15 protein-coding genes are annotated in these 16403 nt (G+C 59.2%); 5 read left to right on the forward strand and 10 right to left on the reverse strand.

All coding sequences use genetic code 11. The annotated features are described in order from the left end of the window. Positions 1-2446, forward strand: a 2446-nt coding sequence (locus tag M5B99_RS26695; RefSeq protein ID WP_318654590.1) for an RHS repeat-associated core domain-containing protein, incomplete at its 5' end; no start/stop codon positions are given. 376 nt (positions 2447-2822) lie between these two features. Here the strand turns inward: M5B99_RS26695 and M5B99_RS26700 are convergent. After that, a complete protein-coding gene (locus M5B99_RS26700; RefSeq protein WP_248806867.1) occupies positions 2823-2963 on the reverse strand; it encodes a hypothetical protein in 141 nt (46 codons plus the stop codon). Between the two features lie 271 nt (positions 2964-3234). On the opposite strand from M5B99_RS26700, the gene M5B99_RS26705 reads away from it, so the two are divergent. After that, on the forward strand, positions 3235-3495 hold the full coding sequence (locus M5B99_RS26705) for a short-chain dehydrogenase (protein ID WP_248797045.1): 261 nt from the start codon (positions 3235-3237) through the stop codon (positions 3493-3495). A gap of 115 nt (positions 3496-3610) precedes the next feature. On the opposite strand, the gene M5B99_RS26710 is transcribed toward M5B99_RS26705, so the two are convergent. From M5B99_RS26710 to M5B99_RS26750, 9 genes are all read right to left on the reverse strand, one after another. After that, positions 3611-5392 (reverse strand): M12 family metallo-peptidase, encoded by a 1782-nt coding sequence (locus M5B99_RS26710; protein WP_248806868.1) that lies wholly within the window; start codon positions 5390-5392, stop codon positions 3611-3613. Positions 5393-5610: 218 nt separating this feature from the next. Continuing rightward, positions 5611-6249, reverse strand: a complete 639-nt coding sequence (locus M5B99_RS26715) for a response regulator (RefSeq protein WP_248806869.1) — start codon at positions 6247-6249, stop codon at positions 5611-5613. 146 nt (positions 6250-6395) lie between these two features. Next, entirely contained in the window at positions 6396-6677 is a 282-nt protein-coding gene (locus M5B99_RS26720; RefSeq protein WP_248806870.1) for a response regulator transcription factor, read from the reverse strand. A gap of 439 nt (positions 6678-7116) precedes the next feature. Beyond that, complete coding sequence (locus M5B99_RS26725; protein ID WP_248806871.1) at positions 7117-8196, reverse strand: nucleoside hydrolase; 1080 nt, start codon at positions 8194-8196, stop codon at positions 7117-7119. Positions 8197-8286: 90 nt separating this feature from the next. Continuing rightward, the gene (locus M5B99_RS26730; protein WP_248806872.1) at positions 8287-9597 is read right to left on the reverse strand and encodes an MFS transporter; all 1311 of its coding nucleotides are present in this window, start codon (positions 9595-9597) and stop codon (positions 8287-8289) included. A 172-nt stretch (positions 9598-9769) separates the two neighbouring features. Next, positions 9770-10402, reverse strand: coding sequence for an N-carbamoylsarcosine amidohydrolase (locus M5B99_RS26735; RefSeq protein WP_248806873.1), 633 nt, complete (start codon positions 10400-10402; stop codon positions 9770-9772). A 15-nt stretch (positions 10403-10417) separates the two neighbouring features. Next, entirely contained in the window at positions 10418-11170 is a 753-nt protein-coding gene (locus M5B99_RS26740; RefSeq protein ID WP_248806874.1) for an Asp/Glu racemase, read from the reverse strand. 458 nt (positions 11171-11628) lie between these two features. Then, the gene (locus M5B99_RS26745; protein ID WP_248806875.1) at positions 11629-12435 is read right to left on the reverse strand and encodes an alpha/beta fold hydrolase; all 807 of its coding nucleotides are present in this window, start codon (positions 12433-12435) and stop codon (positions 11629-11631) included. Continuing rightward, the gene (locus M5B99_RS26750; RefSeq protein WP_248806876.1) at positions 12432-13580 is read right to left on the reverse strand and encodes an FAD-dependent monooxygenase; all 1149 of its coding nucleotides are present in this window, start codon (positions 13578-13580) and stop codon (positions 12432-12434) included. The genes M5B99_RS26745 and M5B99_RS26750 overlap by 4 nt, the downstream gene beginning before the upstream one ends. A 311-nt stretch (positions 13581-13891) precedes the next feature. Here M5B99_RS26750 and M5B99_RS26755 point away from each other — a divergent pair, with 311 nt between their 5' ends. The 3 genes from M5B99_RS26755 (at position 13892) to M5B99_RS26765 (ending at position 16388) form a co-directional block, all read left to right on the forward strand. Next, entirely contained in the window at positions 13892-14944 is a 1053-nt protein-coding gene (locus M5B99_RS26755) for a 2,5-dihydroxypyridine 5,6-dioxygenase (protein ID WP_248806877.1), read from the forward strand. Between the two features lie 210 nt (positions 14945-15154). After that, positions 15155-15595, forward strand: a complete 441-nt coding sequence (locus tag M5B99_RS26760) for a MarR family winged helix-turn-helix transcriptional regulator (RefSeq protein ID WP_248806891.1) — start codon at positions 15155-15157, stop codon at positions 15593-15595. Between the two features lie 316 nt (positions 15596-15911). Next, the gene (locus tag M5B99_RS26765) at positions 15912-16388 is read left to right on the forward strand and encodes a (2Fe-2S)-binding protein (RefSeq protein WP_248806878.1); all 477 of its coding nucleotides are present in this window, start codon (positions 15912-15914) and stop codon (positions 16386-16388) included. The last annotated feature ends 15 nt before the right edge of the window (positions 16389-16403 follow it).

Here is a 16403-nt window from a genome sequence, read left to right on the forward strand (position 1 = left end):
GGTCAGTGAAACCGATCCGATCGGGACCACGGTGTTACCGGTAAAACGTGAGTGGCAACAGACCGATAGTGCGGCGAATGATAAATACAGCTACACCGTGAGCGAAATGAACCTGTTTGAAACGCCGCAAAGAGTCGAGCGCCTGACAAAACAGGGGCAGCCTGTCAGCGAGCAACTGTATCGCTATGATGGTCTTGGACGTACGGTCGAAGAGGTGGATGCCCTTGGGCGTAGTACCTCGTATCGCTACGATGCCTTCGATCGGATGATCGAGACCACCTTGCCCGGGGCCCCCGTGGCAGTAGTTAAGCGCGAGTATGCTCAACACAGTCGCGAAGACCTGCCGACCCTGATCAGTGTGAATGATCAGGTATTGGGCGAGCAGGCCTTCGATGGGCTTGGGCGGATGTACAGCGCCACTACCGGTGGGCGGGAACAGCGTTTTGCGTTCGACCCTGGGCAGTCCCAGCCCAAGAGCATGACCACCGCCAGCGGCCAGTTGATCGAGTACACGTATAAGCCGCAGCTAAGCGAGGAGCCCCTGCAGCGCCGGATTGTCGGTAGCAGCATCAGCGCCGATTATGTCTATGATCCGCACAACGCTCGTCTGCTCCATTGCCAGGAGTCCGGGCGGGAGCTCAATCGCACTTACTTCAGTACCGGAGAATTGAAAACCGAAGAGTGCAAGCAGGGCGAAGAACTCCATCGCATGACGTACCACTATAGCCTGCAAGGGCGCTTGCTCAGTTACACGGATGTCCTGTCGCAGTTGCAGAGCTACGAGTACTATACGTCCGGACGTTTGAAAACAACCACCCTGGGCACAACGACCTCGAACTTTCGTTATAACCGGCTCGGCTTGACCGAGCGTATCGAAACCGCCGATAGCCTGAGTGGGCAACGGGTGACGGTCAGCCTTGAATATGATGATTTTGGGCGTGAAGTCGTACGTACGTTCGATCTCGATGGCACTGTCCAGACATTGACCCAGGCCTACAATCTGGTCGATGGATTGGAGCACCGGGTTCTACGGGAAGGCGCTAGGGTGCTGCGGGATGAGACATACGGTTACGATGCACGTGATCGTCTGCAAAGCTATAGCTGCACCGGCAGCCAGCCGCCGATCGATCCTTTTGGAAAAGCCATTACCAGTCAGGCATTCCGCTTCGATGTCATGGACAACCTGACTCAGGTACTGACCAGCTTTGACGGAGGCAGTAATACCGCCCGCTATACCTATGATGATGTTGTTGATCCGGTGCAACTGCGTAAGGTGGTCAATAGCCATGCGGATTACCCCGAGAGCATCGACTTGGAGTACAACGCCGACGGTCATCTGATTCTGGATGAACAGGGGCGGACCCTCGATTACGACGCACTTGGGCGTTTGACCCAGGTCAGTGGCGGTGCCTCGGGCGCGGCTTATCACTATGATCCGCTCGATAAGCTCTACAGCAAAGATGGTGCGGGTGGAGCAGAACAGCGCTTTTACCAGGAGGGCGAGGTGGCCACTGTGCTGCACGGTGCCCAGAGCAGTAGCTTTGTGCGCGGTGACGAGCAACTGCTGGCCGAGCGTCAGGGTGAGACGGAGCACACTTTATTATTGGTCTGCGACGCCAGTAACAGCGTATCCAGTGAGTCGGCTGGCGGGGCGCCGAACGCGATCGCGTACACCGCCTATGGCCACCCCAGTGCGGCACGACCGATCACTAGTCGACTCGGCTTTAATGGTGAGCTGGCCGAAGTGAATACCGGATGGCAATTGCTGGGAAACGGCTACCGGGCTTATAACCCGGTACTGAAGCGGTTTCATAGTCCGGACTCGATGAGTCCGTTTGATCGGGGCGGGCTGAATAGCTATGCCTATGTGACCAGCCCGCCGAATGAAAGTGATCCGACTGGACATTTCGGTGGGTTCAATCTGTTTTCGCGGTTAGGGCGAAATCTAAGGCGCTGGTTTGGTTCGAAAGCCAGTAAGGGGGCTGCTGCGGCAGGGGCGAATGTACCAAACACGAATCCAGTGGGTGTAACGGAAATTGCGCCCAAAATGAAGTATCAAGTTACAGAAGCGGACTTGAAGGCGGCAAAGTATGTAAAAGATAGCACCTATAATAAGCTGACAGAACTGAGCAACTCGTATAGTCGCGCCAAGAAAGGTAGTTCAGTAGTTGTAATAGATGCCAGGCGTGATGCAATGAGGCTTGCTGATGAGTCGTATCAAAAGGCAGCGGTTGATTTTGATATGTTGTATAAGTCGTCGGTGCGTGGAGATGATATTCCGGATTCGGTTGCTAAGAGGCTGTCTGGATATAGATTGGAGTATTCTAAGTATCAAGTGCGGCGTGAGAATATCAGGAGAGGGAAAGATGTAAAATATCAAGAAGAATTAAATTGGAGGTTCAAAGATGGTAAGAAAAATAGAGACCCTAAACGATTTGAATACTAAGGGGGCGTCCCCAAGGGCCAGTCATTTTATAATTTGCTCCGAATGACTGGCTCGTGCCTTGGAGCGGCTCAGTCATGCAGTGATCAAACCTGATATTTGTGTCAGCAGGGAGGTCACGAGAGTCGGCAGACGTTGCGCGTGCAAGCTTCACCACCCTCAAGAAGTCGACTCCATGCCTCTGCGCCTGACTCTCTGCTGATTCAGTATCGCTAGGACTAGCAGGACCGATGGCTGATGGCTTGCCGTTGTGTCTTTTCCAAGGTGTGCAGGACGTAGCGTTGTTGGTCGATGGCCAGCAAGGTGGTGTCAGTTGTCGGGCCCTGGCGGCGTTGTTGTGCCAGCGCAGGTCTTGCTGCTGGAAGAGCGAGTGCTGGACCTAGCTCTGAATCTCGGTAGCCAAACGGGTTTCCAGGTAGAAATGCTGAGTGCTGGACTGTGCCGATGGCGTGAAATCGACCAGGCGATCCAGTGGGTCATAATGATAGCGGCGGAGCAGGGTGTCGCGGTTGGCTGGCATGGAGTGAAACTCCCTGAAAAGACTCGTCGACTCAGGTTCCTACTTTCACTCAATTGGCTAGTGTTGCCTACTAGCAGAACTGCTAGGTTCGTTGCCCCATATTGAACCGTGTATGCTGACCAATCACTAATTTTTACAATTTCTCAACGTTCAGCGTCTTGCCGCGCTCGAAGTCTGGGGTATAGTCCACCAGCCGCTCATATTGGCGACACGGGTTTGGCGACTCGTTGATAAATGCGCAAAGGCTCATTTAAAAAACGAGGCTTTACCCATGACTAGATACGTCCCCCTCACCGCCATCGACTGCCTGATCCCCAGCTTGCTGATCGATGCCGACAGCCCCACTGATGTGCTCCACGCCAACGCCGCCGCCCGCTTCCTGGCCGCGACGCAAATGCTCGAAGCCCTGGCCCGCATCGAATTGCATAACGCCAATGACATCGACTTCCAACATATCCTCCAGGTGCCGGCGATGGTCCTGCGCGACGGCTGCGACCTGATGGATGTACTGGGTTGGCGATTACGTGTCTGAGCATTGAAACAGGGCAACGTAACGCAACCTGTAGATGAGTGGCTTGCCTGCGAATATTCTCTCTAAGCGATACTTTGCCGGTCCAGTACCGCCGCGACCCGTTGGCTCACCCTGCTCAAGGCACCGCCGTTGTGATTTCAACCGGTTCCGAAATGAGGTTTCCTGAGTACCTGTAAGTCTGGAAGTGATACGTCACGCCCGACGGTAGTTTGCCGAGAACCGCAAAGTTCAGTATTGACGGAAACGTCGGAAAGCCGCTGACCGTGGTCATGCTGGGGAACAGGCGACCTTGGGGATCCGGATCCCATGTTGCCAAAACGGTGCCTTCACTGTTCCTCGAGATTCGGTATCCCGTTGGTTTTGGTAGTTGGTGTATGCCCAGGAAAGTAGTGATGGGAAGTGAAAAACGATTGGCGGAATCATAGGCTCGCAACTGGAACGTGTGATATCCGTTCGGCAGATCGGATAGCACTATTTGAGTGCCGGTGGTGGTCCTTGGATTGGCATTTTCCGTATTGAGCTCCTTGACCTCATAGCCGGCGGCGCCCGACGAGGCATTCCAGGCCAGTCGAATACTGTTGTTGCCGGGGCGAGGCAGGGCGTCCCAAAAATCTGTCGGCGTTGCGGCAACGGGAGATAACTCAGGCATGAAGTCTGCCACGGCCCCGGCCCGTTCCCGGATGACGCGGGCATTATCACTTATACCCGCTACCCCCGTTGGTTGGGCAAACCATGTACCACTGGGGCTGGAGTAGGCGTTGATGCGTGGGCAGACATTGGCGGCGCAGGTGGATGACATCATCGTCGAGAAGGGGAATCCGCCTGTCGATTTATGATAAGCGTGTGCGTAAGCGATCGGTCCCTCTGAGTTCTCATGGCCAGCCCCGATATTATGGCCGAGCTCGTGCCCGAAGGTATATTGCCCGGTGGCTGCTGATTCGCTCACGACAGCGAATGCATTGTCCCGGGTGGCTCGCAGGTAGGCTTTTCCCCTAAGAGCATTATTAACGACCAACATGACGACGCTGTCGGCCGCTCTTGCATCGCGTAGGGCGCGGACTTCAGCGTTGTTTTTCAAGTCCGCAAGCGAGTAGCCGAAACCCTCCTCGCCACTGCCTCGTTCATTGTAGTTGATCGGAAAGATACCGGCGGACTCAAAGCGTACGTCTATATTGCTATTGACCAATCCGTTGTTGGCTTCGGCGAGCATTGCGGCGGCGAGTCCTTGTGGGTCGGTGATCCATGGTCGTGCATTATTGGACATGACCAGCAGGACGCGAATCTTGGTATAAGCCCGCTCCGAGTGCGCCGTATTGCGTGCGGGGACAGGTGCCGACGATGATTGATCGATCTCGACGGTGTCATTGTCATCTGACGGGAAGCGGCTTTCATCCAGTTTGAAAATGGCATGCAACTGTCCGCCCAAGGGGACTATCCGGTAGAGCTCGGTAGCATAACGCACGGTACCGGTAATCATTGTGCCATTGACTGCCAGAGTGACATCACTGTCTTCGCTCTTGACCGGTGTAGTACTTTTGTCGGAGGCATTACGTAATTCTTTTACCTGGCCATGCCAAATCGCGATGTTGTCATTTTTATTTTTCTCTAGATGCAAATTGCCAATGCTGACGGTCAAGTCAGGAGTCAGGTTGAGCTCGATCAGTTGGGTCGATGGGGTAAGCGAAGAAATATCCGCCTGGGTGATGAGTGTTGAGACGATGCTGGGAGTTGATTTATTGTATTGCACTATCGCATTGGCCTCATTTGTCATGGGTTGATGGTCCGAGGTCGGTGCGAGTAGTTTGGAATCGGCAACAGCATTCTGAATGAACATGCTGGCAACAGTAGAAAGCCAGAATGTCGAATGGAAGATAAATCTGTTTGGCCTGGTGCTCATGACTGATGTCCTGCGGTAATGTTGTTGTATGTCATTACTTTTATTATGCTGTGCTGAAGTCAGGTGATGGTCTACTGTTAGAAGTGATAGGTGTTCAAGCGGATTTGAAATAATATTTATGATAAAACGCTATAAAACCGCCGGCTCCCACAGGGGGCGGGTTGACCATGGTGGCGCGGCACAGGGGTGGACGGCATCCAAGTGTTTTCAAGAACCTTTCACCCCAACCCCACCCGCCGCACATACTCCACCAACTCGCCGTTGTGCCGCAGCCCGAGCTTCTCCATCGCCGTGCGCTTCTGCCGGCTGATGGTCTTCTCGCTACGATTGAGACGTTCGGCGATTTCCCGCCCCGAGCAGGCCTGGCCGAACAGACGCAGCACTTCCAGCTCGCGCTGCGACAGCGGGCTATCGAGCAGGTCGCTGGTAGCATGGATTTTCAACAGCAGGGCAAAGCTGGGGCTCAGGTACTCGCGATCGGCACTCACGCGCTCGACCGCCACGCGCAACTCGTGCAGCGGACGATGCTTGTCGAACAGCCCGGCCACCCCCTGGTCGAGTATTGCGCGCAGCAGCGCCGGGCTGTTGATCATGGTCATCACCAGCACCTTGAGCCGTGGAAAGTGCCGGCGGATATAGCGGATCAGGGTGATGCCATCGGGAAAGCGCCCGTTGGGCATGGAAAAATCGGTAATCAGCAGGTCGCAGGGCTGGCGCTGCAAGTGCTCGATCAGCGCATCGCTGGTGTGGGCTTCATGCAGGTTCAGGTCCGTGTTGCGCTCGGCAAAAGTGATGGCCATTCGCGCACCTTGCAGCACGACGGGATGATCGTCGGCCAGGAGAATGTGTCGGGTCATGGCGCGGGAACCTTGGGGCGTCGGTCTGTCGATGGGGATAGCGATTCGAAAGGATGCCTGAGGGTCACAACCACCGAGTGCATAGCTCGTGTGACGATCAGGTCAGGACTGCGGATGTCACGCCGGCCAGCCGGCAGAGATGCTTGTCATAGCTGCACCAGGCCCATTTCCGCAGCCTTGCGCAAGGCGGCCCAGCGCGAGGACACCTTGAATTTGACGCGAATATTGGCGAAGTGATAGTTCACCGCCGATTCCGTGCATTCGAGGATTTGGGCAATCTCCCAGGAAGATTTGCCCATCACCGCCCACTCCATGACTTCCAACTCCTTGCGGGTCAGGCTGATACGCGGGCGGGGCTCGTGGGTTTGCGGTTCAGGGGGGACCACGGGCGGGGTGGTGGCGGTCGGTTTGGAAAGTGACGCGTGCATGGTGGAAACTCCCGCAAAAATGCGATTGAACAGATTCATCGGTTTTTTTGGCTGAGTTGCTCAGGCGCCCCAGGCGGAAAGTACCCCCAACGTCACTGTTGACTTCCGCAGGTCGCCCATGAAGTTATAAACAGAAAAAAGCGTTTTGGGACCTGTCAAAATTGACAGGTGGCGACTGTACTCGGCCGAGTGAGCTATTTCTGTAAGCCGATTCTTTTTGCTTTGTGGGCTGAAGGTAGAGTGCTTCCAATCGCGTCGATAAACGTAGAAATTCTTTATTTACAGTCAGTTAGTTCGCGGGACCACGCAGGTGTGTGCGGGTCGAATGGCGCTGAAGCCGGTAGGGAAAGTAGGAAAGGACGGTCGTCTTTTTTCTTGCCGTTGGTCGTTTTTATGGGGGGCGGGGGGAGTGGTGACCGCGGGACGGTCACCGTTGTCCTCAGGGTTTTTTCACCGGCGTCGGCAAGGTCACCAGCGATACGTAGTCGTTCCAGAATTTCTTCTGGTCGACGGCGAACACGATCCTGGCTTTCTGCGTTCCCACCGGCGGGTTCTTCTTGTAGCCCAGTGCGCGACCATAGTCCGGGCCGAAATGGGTGTCGACATCGATCCACATATCCCGGGATTCGGTGACGATCTCCGGCTGCGCGAGGAACAACGCCGGCAGGCTGTCCCAGGTAAAGCTGTGGTACCCGGGGTCCTTGGCGAACTGTGGGCCGAACACGCTCTTGTACAGCTGCGGCACCGCACCCTTGGCGGCGATCACTCGCTGGTAGACCGAAGCGTCGAAGGTGACTTTCTCGCAGACATCGTTGGGGAAGATCACGTGTTCGATCGGCGAGCGCAGGACGATCTTCGCCGCCTCCGGATCGAACCACCAGTTGAACTCCGCCGCCGGCGTGGTGTTGCCGGGAATCTCGATGGCGCCGCCCATGTACACGATGCGCTTGATCAGCGGCACGATATCCGGCGCCTGGCGGATCGCCAGGGCCAGGTTGGTCAGCGGGCCGATGGCCAGCAGGGTCACTTCATGGGGGTTCTTGCGCACGCTGTCGATAATGAACTGCGGCGCGGTTTCGCTGCGCAGCTGGGTGTGGGTCGCCAGGCCATCGGGCGGCGCGACCAGTTGCGCCGCCGAGGTCGGCCGCGGGTTCTTGAACGCCCCCGGCCAGCCGGCGCCGAACAGCGCCTGCTCCTGTGGGTAAGTGGCAAAGTCATGCAGCAGGGGATAGGCCGCGCCGGAGTAGACGCCGATCTCTTTTTCCACCCCCATGCGTTCCACCGCCTTGAGCGCGTCGACCTGTTCCTGGTCGACCCAGGCATTGCCGCTGACCAGGGTCATGCCCAGCAGGTCGATCTTCTTCTGCGCGTGCAACTGCGCCAGCATGATAAAGGCCTGGCCGTCGTCGTTGAGGACGTTGAAATCGGTGTCGAGAATGACTTTTTCCGCCGCTTGCAGCGAGCCGGCGGACAGGCCGACAGCCAGCGCCAGCGCGCAGCCCTTGAGAAAGCGTTGCATGGTGATGTGCCCCAATGAGTTGTGGTTGTCTTGCGCTGATCCAGCCTGCCTGCCGAGGCCCGCAAAGGCCATCGGCAGGTCAGTGGAGACTTAACGATTGACCAGTTTGGCCGGCAAGGCGATCACCAGGAAACTGCTCAGGATCAGGCAGCCGGCGAAGAACCAGAGGGCCCCGGCACTGCTGCCGGTAAGGTCGATGGCCACGCCCATCAGCGAGTTGCTGACCAGGCCGGCGATGTTCGCCAGCGAGCAGGCCAGGGCAAAGCCGGTGGCCGCCGCGGTACCCTTGAGGAAGGTCGCCGGCAGGCTGAAGAACACCGGCACCGCGCCGATGATCGCCGCCGAGGCAATGGCGAACAGGGCCACCGTCGCCACCACGTTGTGGGTGAAGAAGGTGCTGGCAGCCATGGCGGCGGCGCCGATGAAAAACGGCACGATGATGTGCCAGCGGCGTTCGCGATGCTTGTCCGAGCTGGCGCCGATCAGCAGCATGCCGAGCAATGCGGCGACACTCGGCAGGGCGGTGAGCACGCCGATATGGAAGGTGTCGGTGATCCCCGCGTTGCGGATGAAGGTCGGCATCCAGAAACCCATGGCGTAGGCGCTGAGCAGGATCGAGAAATCGATACCGCCGAGCATCCAGACCTTGAGGTTGAAGAAACCGTCGCGGAAATGCTGTTTGCTGTCGGGGCTGCTGGCCTCGTCGTTTTTCAGTTCGCTTTCGAGTACCGTCTTTTCCTCTTCATTGAGCCACTTGGCCTGGCGGAAGTGGTTCGGCAGTGCCCAGAAGGTCAGGATGCCGAGCAACACGCTGGGCACCGCTTCGATCAGGAACAGCCATTGCCAGCCGCGCAGCCCGCTGACTTGGTCGAAGTGACCCATGACCCAGCCCGACAAGGGACCGCCGATAACGCTGGAGAGCGGCAGGCCGATCATGAACAGGGCGATGATCCGCCCGCGCCGATGGGTCGGGAACCAGGTGGTCAGGTAGAACAGCACGCCCGGCAGGAAACCGGCCTCTGCGGCGCCGAGAAGGAAACGCAGGATGTAGAACTGGGTGGTGGAGGTGACCAGCAGGGTGCAGGCCGAGAGCAGGCCCCAGGTGATCATGATCCGCGCGATCCAGATTTTCGCCCCGACCTTTTCCAGCACCAGGTTGCTCGGTACTTCGAAGAGGATATAGCCGACGAAGAACAGCCCGGCACCGAGGCCGAAGGCGGTTTCGCTGAAGTGCAGCTGGTCGAGCATCTGCAGTTTGGCGAAGCCGATATTGATCCGGTCGAGGTACGCGGCCAGATAGCAGAAGCACAGGAACGGGATCAGCTTCCAGGTGATCTTGTGGTAAAGCGCTTGGGTTGGGTCGGCGACCGAGGTCGCGCTTGTCGCATTCGCAATGGGCATTGGTTGTCTCCTGGCGGTGACTTATGGTTTTTATACAGCCGCTTTTTTCCAGCACTCTGGAGCGCGGTAAAGGCGGCTTCCAAAGGCAGTGTCAGAAGACTGGGCGCCACGCTCCGCAGGGAGGCGACGCTCAGTTTTTTACGCGACCTTGCTCTGTGGCACGGTTCCGCGGTCAAGCTCCCTGGAACTTCGAGATCGCTTCCTGTTTGCTGACGACATCGCCGTACTTGCTGTCGATGTCGAACAGATTCGCTTCATGGGGCGCCGGATGGCGGTCGCCCACGCATTCGCGTACCACGATGGTCCTGAACCCGTGCTGCACGGCATCCACCGCCGTTGCGCGGATGCAGCCGCTGGTGGAGCAGCCGGCCAGTACCACGGTATCGATACCTTGGGTGTGCAACTGCGAGGCCAGGCTGGTGCCGAAAAACGCGCTGGCGTATTGCTTGCTGATCACCACTTCCGCCGGCAGCGGCAGCACCGCTGTGCAGAAGGCCGCCAGCGGATTGCCTTCGACCATGTCCTTCATCACCGGCGCCTTGCGCACCCAGATGCCACCATCGGCGAAATGCCCCGGATGGTAGCGAATATTGGTGTGCACCACCGTAATTCCATGACGGCGGGCGCAGTCCAGCAGCGCGACGCTTTCGGCCACGGCACTGACTACACCGGGGGCGAACAGTGGCGCGCCCTCGGTGGTGTAGCCCTGCATGAAGTCGATCATCAGCAGGGCCGGTTTCTGGCCGAAGCCGATCCGTTGGCCCCAGACGCCCTGGTAATTGTCATTGGCGCTTTGTTCGCTCATCGCAAGGCTCCTCGTTTAGTATGCGCCGGAGAGCAGGGCACCGGCTCCGGGCACGATCGGCTCCAGGTCCAGGGCCTTGAGCATGGCGTAGGTGGTGGCGATGGCGGCGGTCAGCACCGGCTTGCCGGTCTGTGCCTCGACCTTGGCCACCGCCGGCAGCGACTGCATCTGCACACAGGCCGAGAGCACGATCACATCGACGCCTTCCAGGTTCATGCCGGCGACGATGCCCGGCAGCTTGGCCGGGTCGTGACGGGCCACTTCGAGGTTGTCGGGGATTTCCAGGGCGCGCCAGTCGACGACCTCGAAACCTTCTTCGCGGATGTAGTTCACCACCAGTTCGGTCAGTGGTTTCATGTACGGCGCGACAATTGCGATGCGTTTGGCCCCCATGACTTTCAGGCCTTCGATCAGCGCTCCGGCGCTGGTGATCACCGGGGCGTTCGCGTCGTTGTCGGCGGTGGCCTTGCGCAGGCGGGCTTCGGACTGGCGGTGATAGCCCAGGCCCATGGCCATGATCGCCACCAGGCAGGCGTAGCCGAGTACATCGACCTTGGCGTCGGACAGCTCGACGGCGCAGCGGTCGGATTCACCGTCCATGGCCGCCAGTTCCTCCTTGCGGACCTGCTTCATGCGCATGCGGCTGGAGTGAAAGGTGAAGCGTTCTGGACGGATCGCCTGGCGCGCGTTGAGCATCGCCGGGATCTCGGTTTCCATGGTGGTGTTCGAGCTGGGTACGATCTGGCCGATGCGGTAGGGCTTGATCATGGTGGTCTCCTCAAGTCGATGATTCAGGTCACACATCACTCTGTAGGTGCAGGGCTTGTGTGGGGTGGAGCTTCTGTAGGGGCAGAGCCTTTGTGGAAGTGGAGCTTGTATGGGAGTGGAGCTTGTGTGAGAGCAGAGCTTGTATGGGAGTGGAGCTTGTGTGAGAGCAGAGCTTGTATGGGAGTGGAGCTTTTGTGGGAGCGGAGCTTGCCCGCGAAGGGGCCCTCAAGATCGCCAAAAGCTTCGCGGGCAAGCTCCGCTCCCACAGGTTCGATGAACCTCCAAGTCCAGCAACCTCTCCAGATCCAGCAGCCTCTCCAAGTCCAGCAACCTCTCCAGATCCAGCAGCCTCTCCAAGTCCAGCAACTTCTCCAGATCCAGCAGCCTCTCCAGGTCCAGTAACCCCCTCAGGTCCAGCAAGCCCCACAGCTTCACAGGTGTGTGTTCGATAGTGCATTTCAGGTCAGGCTCACGCCGAGGAAGTCGCCGAAGGCGGCGAAGAAACCGTCCAGGTCGTCCCAGGGAATCATGTGCCCGGCATTGGCCACGTGGGCAATCCGGATGCCCGGTTGCAGCTCACGGATTTCGGCTTCGTCCTCGGCCAGGATCACGCCGCCGCGACCGGCCACCAACAGCAACGCGGGGGCGCTGAGCTTGGGCAGGTCCCGGTGGAAGTCCACCGTATGGAAGTCGTTGAACGCCCTGACAATGGCCGGCTCATAGCAGGTGTGCAGCCATTCGGCGCGCAGTTGTAGTTGCTCCGGGGTCCAGCTGGCGCAGAAGGCGCGCATCGCCTCGGCGTCCATGCCGATCAGCGCCTGACGAATCGAGTCGACGTACCAGGGCAGCTTGCTCGGGTACTCGCGCCGACCCGGGCCGGACACCGGCGGGTCGATCAGTACCAGACTCTTGACCCCGATGGGGCTGAGCACGGCACTGCGCACGGCGAAGCGCGCGCCCATGGAGTGACCGACCAGGTGGTAGTGATCCAGGCCCAGGGCCGCGGCAAAGGCGCCGATATCGCCCGCGCAGACCTCGGCGCTGTAGTCCAGTTCCGGACCGCTGGAAGACAGACCGCGTCCGCGGACATCCAGTACATAGGTGTCGAAGTGCCGGCCGAAACGTTCGGCCACGAAGCCCCAGGTGATCGCCGGGCTGGTGATGCCGGGGATCAGGATCAGCGCCGGGCCCTGGCCGCCATAACGCAGGTAGTGTTGGCGAATGCCGTTGGCCTGGACGTTGCCGCCGTGGACGAAAGTGCTCACGCGGCCACCCCCGATTTCAGTGCCTCGGCGTAGAGGTCGTAGCCGTAGACCCAGGCCGGATCCTCCTGGGTACGCAGCCAGGTATTGGCGTTGGACACCGCCTGGACCCGCGAAGCGCGCTCCTTGCGGTTGGCTTCATAGAGTTCGAAGGCGCTGCGGTAGTCGCCGAGGCCGGTTTCCTGCAGACAGCGGGTGAGCATGGCGGCGTCTTCGATAGCCATGCCGGCACCCTGGGCCATGTGCGGTTTCATCGGGTGACAGGCATCGCCCAGCAGCACCAGGCGACCGCGGCTCCACAGTGGCAGCGGGTTGCGGTTGCGCAACGGCCATTTGGTCACGCTGTCGGTGGCTTCGATCAGCGCCTGCACGGTGGGGTGGTAGCCCTGGAAAGCTTCGAACATCTCTTCGCGGCTGCTGTCGACGAACGGGCCGTCGAAGTCCAGCTCCGGGTGCGGCACGCCGGTGACGTAGTAGTACTCGTCGCGCTTGCCGGTGGTGTAGTAGACCATCATGTGCCGGTCCTCGCTCCACCACTTGATGCAGTCCTCGAAGTCGAGGTCGTAGCGGGCCAGCTTGTCGCGGGTGATCAGTGCGCGGTGAGCGACCCAGCCGCTGTACAGCGGTGCTTCGTGACCCAGCAGTTCCTCGCGGATCTTCGAGTTGATGCCGTCGGCACCGATGACGATATCGGCGCTTGCCGTGGTGCCGTCGGTGAAGTTCAGGCGCACCTGGTCGCCGAGGTCTTCGATCTTCTCCAGGCGCTTGTTGAAGTGCAGGGTGCCGGGCTTGATCGTCGACATCTGCAAGGCATGCAGGTCGCCACGGTGCACGGTGACATAGGACGCGCCGTATTCCTTGCGCGCGAACTCACCCAGGGGAATGCGCGACAGGTAGTCGCCGCTCATGCCGTCGCGACTGAACCAGTGATCCGGGTGCGAGCCCATCTGGTCGAGCTGCTGCTCGATGCCCATGCGCCGGAAGATCTTCATGATATTCGGACCCATGTGGATCCCGGCGCCCAGGCGGGAAAACTCCGGGGCCTGCTCGTAGATCGACACGTCGAATCCGGCTTGTTGCAACAGCGTGGCGGCGGCGGCGCCACCCAGGCCCGCGCCGACGATGGCGATTTTTTGCGTGCTTGCCATGGGGCTTGCTCCTCGTTCCGAGTGTGGGGTGGTGGGTTTGGTTATCAGGTTTTTAAAGTGTATACGCTCTTTTTTTCAAAAGAGAAGATCCTCGATAAAAATTAAATTTTTACCGGTTTTCGCCATAAGTAACGCTGTGTAACCATATTTTATTGGTTGTGTGTGGGTTGGTAACGTTTTTATCTGCTGCTTGCAGAGCGCTTTTAATTCAGGTCTTATCGATATTAAGTGGCGTATACGCTATAAAAACGCACTAGACTGAAGCGTCGCGCCTCGACTTGGTGCAGCGCGAGCGAAGAGGAGAGAAGAAAATGCCGGTAAGTGATTGCGAACTGACGCAGATGTTTGAACACGTATTGAAACTGTCGAAAGTCGACTCGACCCAGAGTGTCGCGGTGCTCAAGAGTCATTACTCTGATTCGCGTACCGTGCGTTCGGCGATGGAGGCGGCGCAGCGCCTGGGGGCCAAGGTGTACGCGGTGGAGTTGCCGTCGTTCAACCATCCGACGGCCATGGGCAACGATATGACCGCTTACTGCGGCGACACCGCGCTGACCGGTAATATCGCCGCGCAGCGGGCGTTGGAAGCGGCGGATCTGATCGTCGATACCATGATGCTGCTGCACTCGCCGGAACAGGAGCAGATCCTCAAGACCGGCACGCGCATCCTGCTGGCGGTGGAACCGCCGGAAGTGCTGGCGCGGATGCTCCCCACCGAGGCGGACAAGGTGCGGGTGCTGGCGGCGGAGGAGTTGTTGAAGAAGGCCCGTTCGATTCATGTGACGTCTCGCGCCGGCAGCGATTTCCGCGCGGAGCTGGGGCAGTATCCGTCGGTGACCGAGTACGGTTTCGCCGATGAACCGGGGCGCTGGGATCATTGGCCGAGCGGCTTCCTGTTCTCCTGGCCGAACGAGGAAACGGCCGAGGGCGTGCTGGTGCTGGATGTCGGCGATATCCTGCTGCCGTTCAAGACCTACACCCGGGAGAAGATCACCCTGGAGATCGAAAAGGGTTTTATCACCTCGATCCACGGCGGTTTCGAGGCCGGGTACCTGCGCGACTACATGAAGTATTTCAACGACCCCGAGGTGTACGGCATCTCCCATATCGGCTGGGGCCTGCAACCACGGGCGCAGTGGACGGCGATGGGGCTGCATGACAAGAATGACGGCATGTGCATGGATGCCCGGGCGTTCTATGGCAATTTCCTGTTCTCCACCGGGCCGAATACCGAGGTCGGCGGGACGCGCAAGACGCCGTGCCATATGGACATTCCGTTGCGCCATTGCGATGTGTACCTGGATGACCAGGCGGTGGTGATCGGCGGTGATGTGGTGGCGCCGGAGGCGTCGCGGGCTCGCTGAGTCTGTGGGGGGGCAGCGAGGTTTCGGGTGGTCTTGCTGGCCTCTTCGCGAGCAAGCTCTGCTCCCACAAGTCTCGACCAGACTCTTGAGTGCGCTCAACTGCCTAGCGGCTCACTCCAATGAGTGCCCCTGCACACTTGAGTCTGCCCGACAACCTGTCCATCATGCCTGCCCATTCTCCCTCGCCTTTTCGAGCCCGCCGTGTCGGATATTCCTGATTCCAGCCCTTATGTTTTCTCTGAACAAGTCGGCCACCTGCTGCGCAAGGCCTATCAGCGGCATATGGCGATCTTCCAGCAGAATGTCGGTGACTCGCAGCTTACCGCCGTGCAGTTCGTCACCCTCTGCGCGGTGCGCGATCACGGTCCCAGCTCCCTGACCGAACTGGTCAAGGCCACCGCGGTGGACCAGGCGACCATTCGCGGCATCGTCGAGCGACTGAAGGCGCGTGAGCTGATCACCCTGGAGCCGGACCCGGAAGACCGGCGCAAGGTTATCGTCGGTTTGTCCGAGGCCGGCTGCCGACTGGTGCAGCAGACCGTACCCTGTGCGGCAAAGATCAGCGAACTGACCATGAGCAACCTCAATCCCGCCGAACAGGTTGCGGTGCTGTTCCTGCTGCGCAAGATGATCGACGACCGCGATGAATAACTGTGGCGAGCGGGCTTGCCCGCGTTGGGCTGCGAAGCAGCCCCAAAACCGGCGAATCCTGCGCATCAGGTAGACCGAGGTGGCCGGTTTGCGACTGCTGCGCGGCCGAGCGCGGGCAAGCCCGCTCGCCACCGATTCACCTTCCCATCTCTGCTTTTCAGGCTCTCGGAGGGGATCTTTTCTCTCTGGCACTTTTCTTGCTCTCATTTCATGTAGTAACCACTTCATAGAAAAAGTGTGTCGTCAGGGGACATCGTTCTCAACCCACGCTCTTTTCATGTAGTAATCACTTCATCAAATGAAGCGGGCGCAATCCATGACAACGCAGGAAATTACGCTGGCCCTTGAGGTCAACGGCCAACGCCATTCGGTCACGGCCATGGCCGACACCCCGCTGTTGCTGGTGCTGCGCAACGACCTGCGGCTCAACGGCCCCAAGTACGGCTGCGGCCTCGGCGAGTGCGGCGCGTGCACGGTGATCATCGACGGCGTGGCTGCGCGCTCCTGCGTGTTTCCCCTGGCCGGCGCCCTGGATCGGCAGATCGTCACCCTCGAAGGCCTCGGCAGCCGCGAGGCGCCGCACCCGGTGCAACAGGCCTTTATCGACGAGCAGGCGGCCCAGTGCGGCTACTGCCTGAACGGCATGATCATGACCGCCAAAGCCTTGCTCGACCGCATCCCGCACCCCAGCGAAGCGCAGATCCGCCAGGAGCTGTCGGCCAATCTCTGTCGCTGCGGCACCCATATCGAAATCCTTCGCGCGGTGCTGCGTGCCGCCCGTCCATTGCCTTGAACCAGGATCGACGAC

Origin of the sequence: Pseudomonas sp. MWU13-2100, assembly GCF_023242365.1 — a bacterium.
In the GTDB taxonomy this organism is placed as follows: domain Bacteria; phylum Pseudomonadota; class Gammaproteobacteria; order Pseudomonadales; family Pseudomonadaceae; genus Aquipseudomonas.

What these genes read in the sequence shown, in the direction of transcription:
- M5B99_RS26700 (WP_248806867.1), bottom strand. Translation starts at nt 2,963, where the DNA reads ATGCCAGCCAACCGCGACACCCTGCTCCGCCGCTATCATTATGACCCA.
- M5B99_RS26705 (WP_248797045.1), top strand. Translation starts at nt 3,235, where the DNA reads ATGACTAGATACGTCCCCCTCACCGCCATCGACTGCCTGATCCCCAGC.
- M5B99_RS26710 (WP_248806868.1), bottom strand. Translation starts at nt 5,392, where the DNA reads ATGAGCACCAGGCCAAACAGATTTATCTTCCATTCGACATTCTGGCTT.
- M5B99_RS26715 (WP_248806869.1), bottom strand. Translation starts at nt 6,249, where the DNA reads ATGACCCGACACATTCTCCTGGCCGACGATCATCCCGTCGTGCTGCAA.
- M5B99_RS26720 (WP_248806870.1), bottom strand. Translation starts at nt 6,677, where the DNA reads ATGCACGCGTCACTTTCCAAACCGACCGCCACCACCCCGCCCGTGGTC.
- M5B99_RS26725 (WP_248806871.1), bottom strand. Translation starts at nt 8,196, where the DNA reads ATGCAACGCTTTCTCAAGGGCTGCGCGCTGGCGCTGGCTGTCGGCCTG.
- M5B99_RS26730 (WP_248806872.1), bottom strand. Translation starts at nt 9,597, where the DNA reads ATGCCCATTGCGAATGCGACAAGCGCGACCTCGGTCGCCGACCCAACC.
- M5B99_RS26735 (WP_248806873.1), bottom strand. Translation starts at nt 10,402, where the DNA reads ATGAGCGAACAAAGCGCCAATGACAATTACCAGGGCGTCTGGGGCCAA.
- M5B99_RS26740 (WP_248806874.1), bottom strand. Translation starts at nt 11,170, where the DNA reads ATGATCAAGCCCTACCGCATCGGCCAGATCGTACCCAGCTCGAACACC.
- M5B99_RS26750 (WP_248806876.1), bottom strand. Translation starts at nt 13,580, where the DNA reads ATGGCAAGCACGCAAAAAATCGCCATCGTCGGCGCGGGCCTGGGTGGC.
- M5B99_RS26755 (WP_248806877.1), top strand. Translation starts at nt 13,892, where the DNA reads ATGCCGGTAAGTGATTGCGAACTGACGCAGATGTTTGAACACGTATTG.
- M5B99_RS26765 (WP_248806878.1), top strand. Translation starts at nt 15,912, where the DNA reads ATGACAACGCAGGAAATTACGCTGGCCCTTGAGGTCAACGGCCAACGC.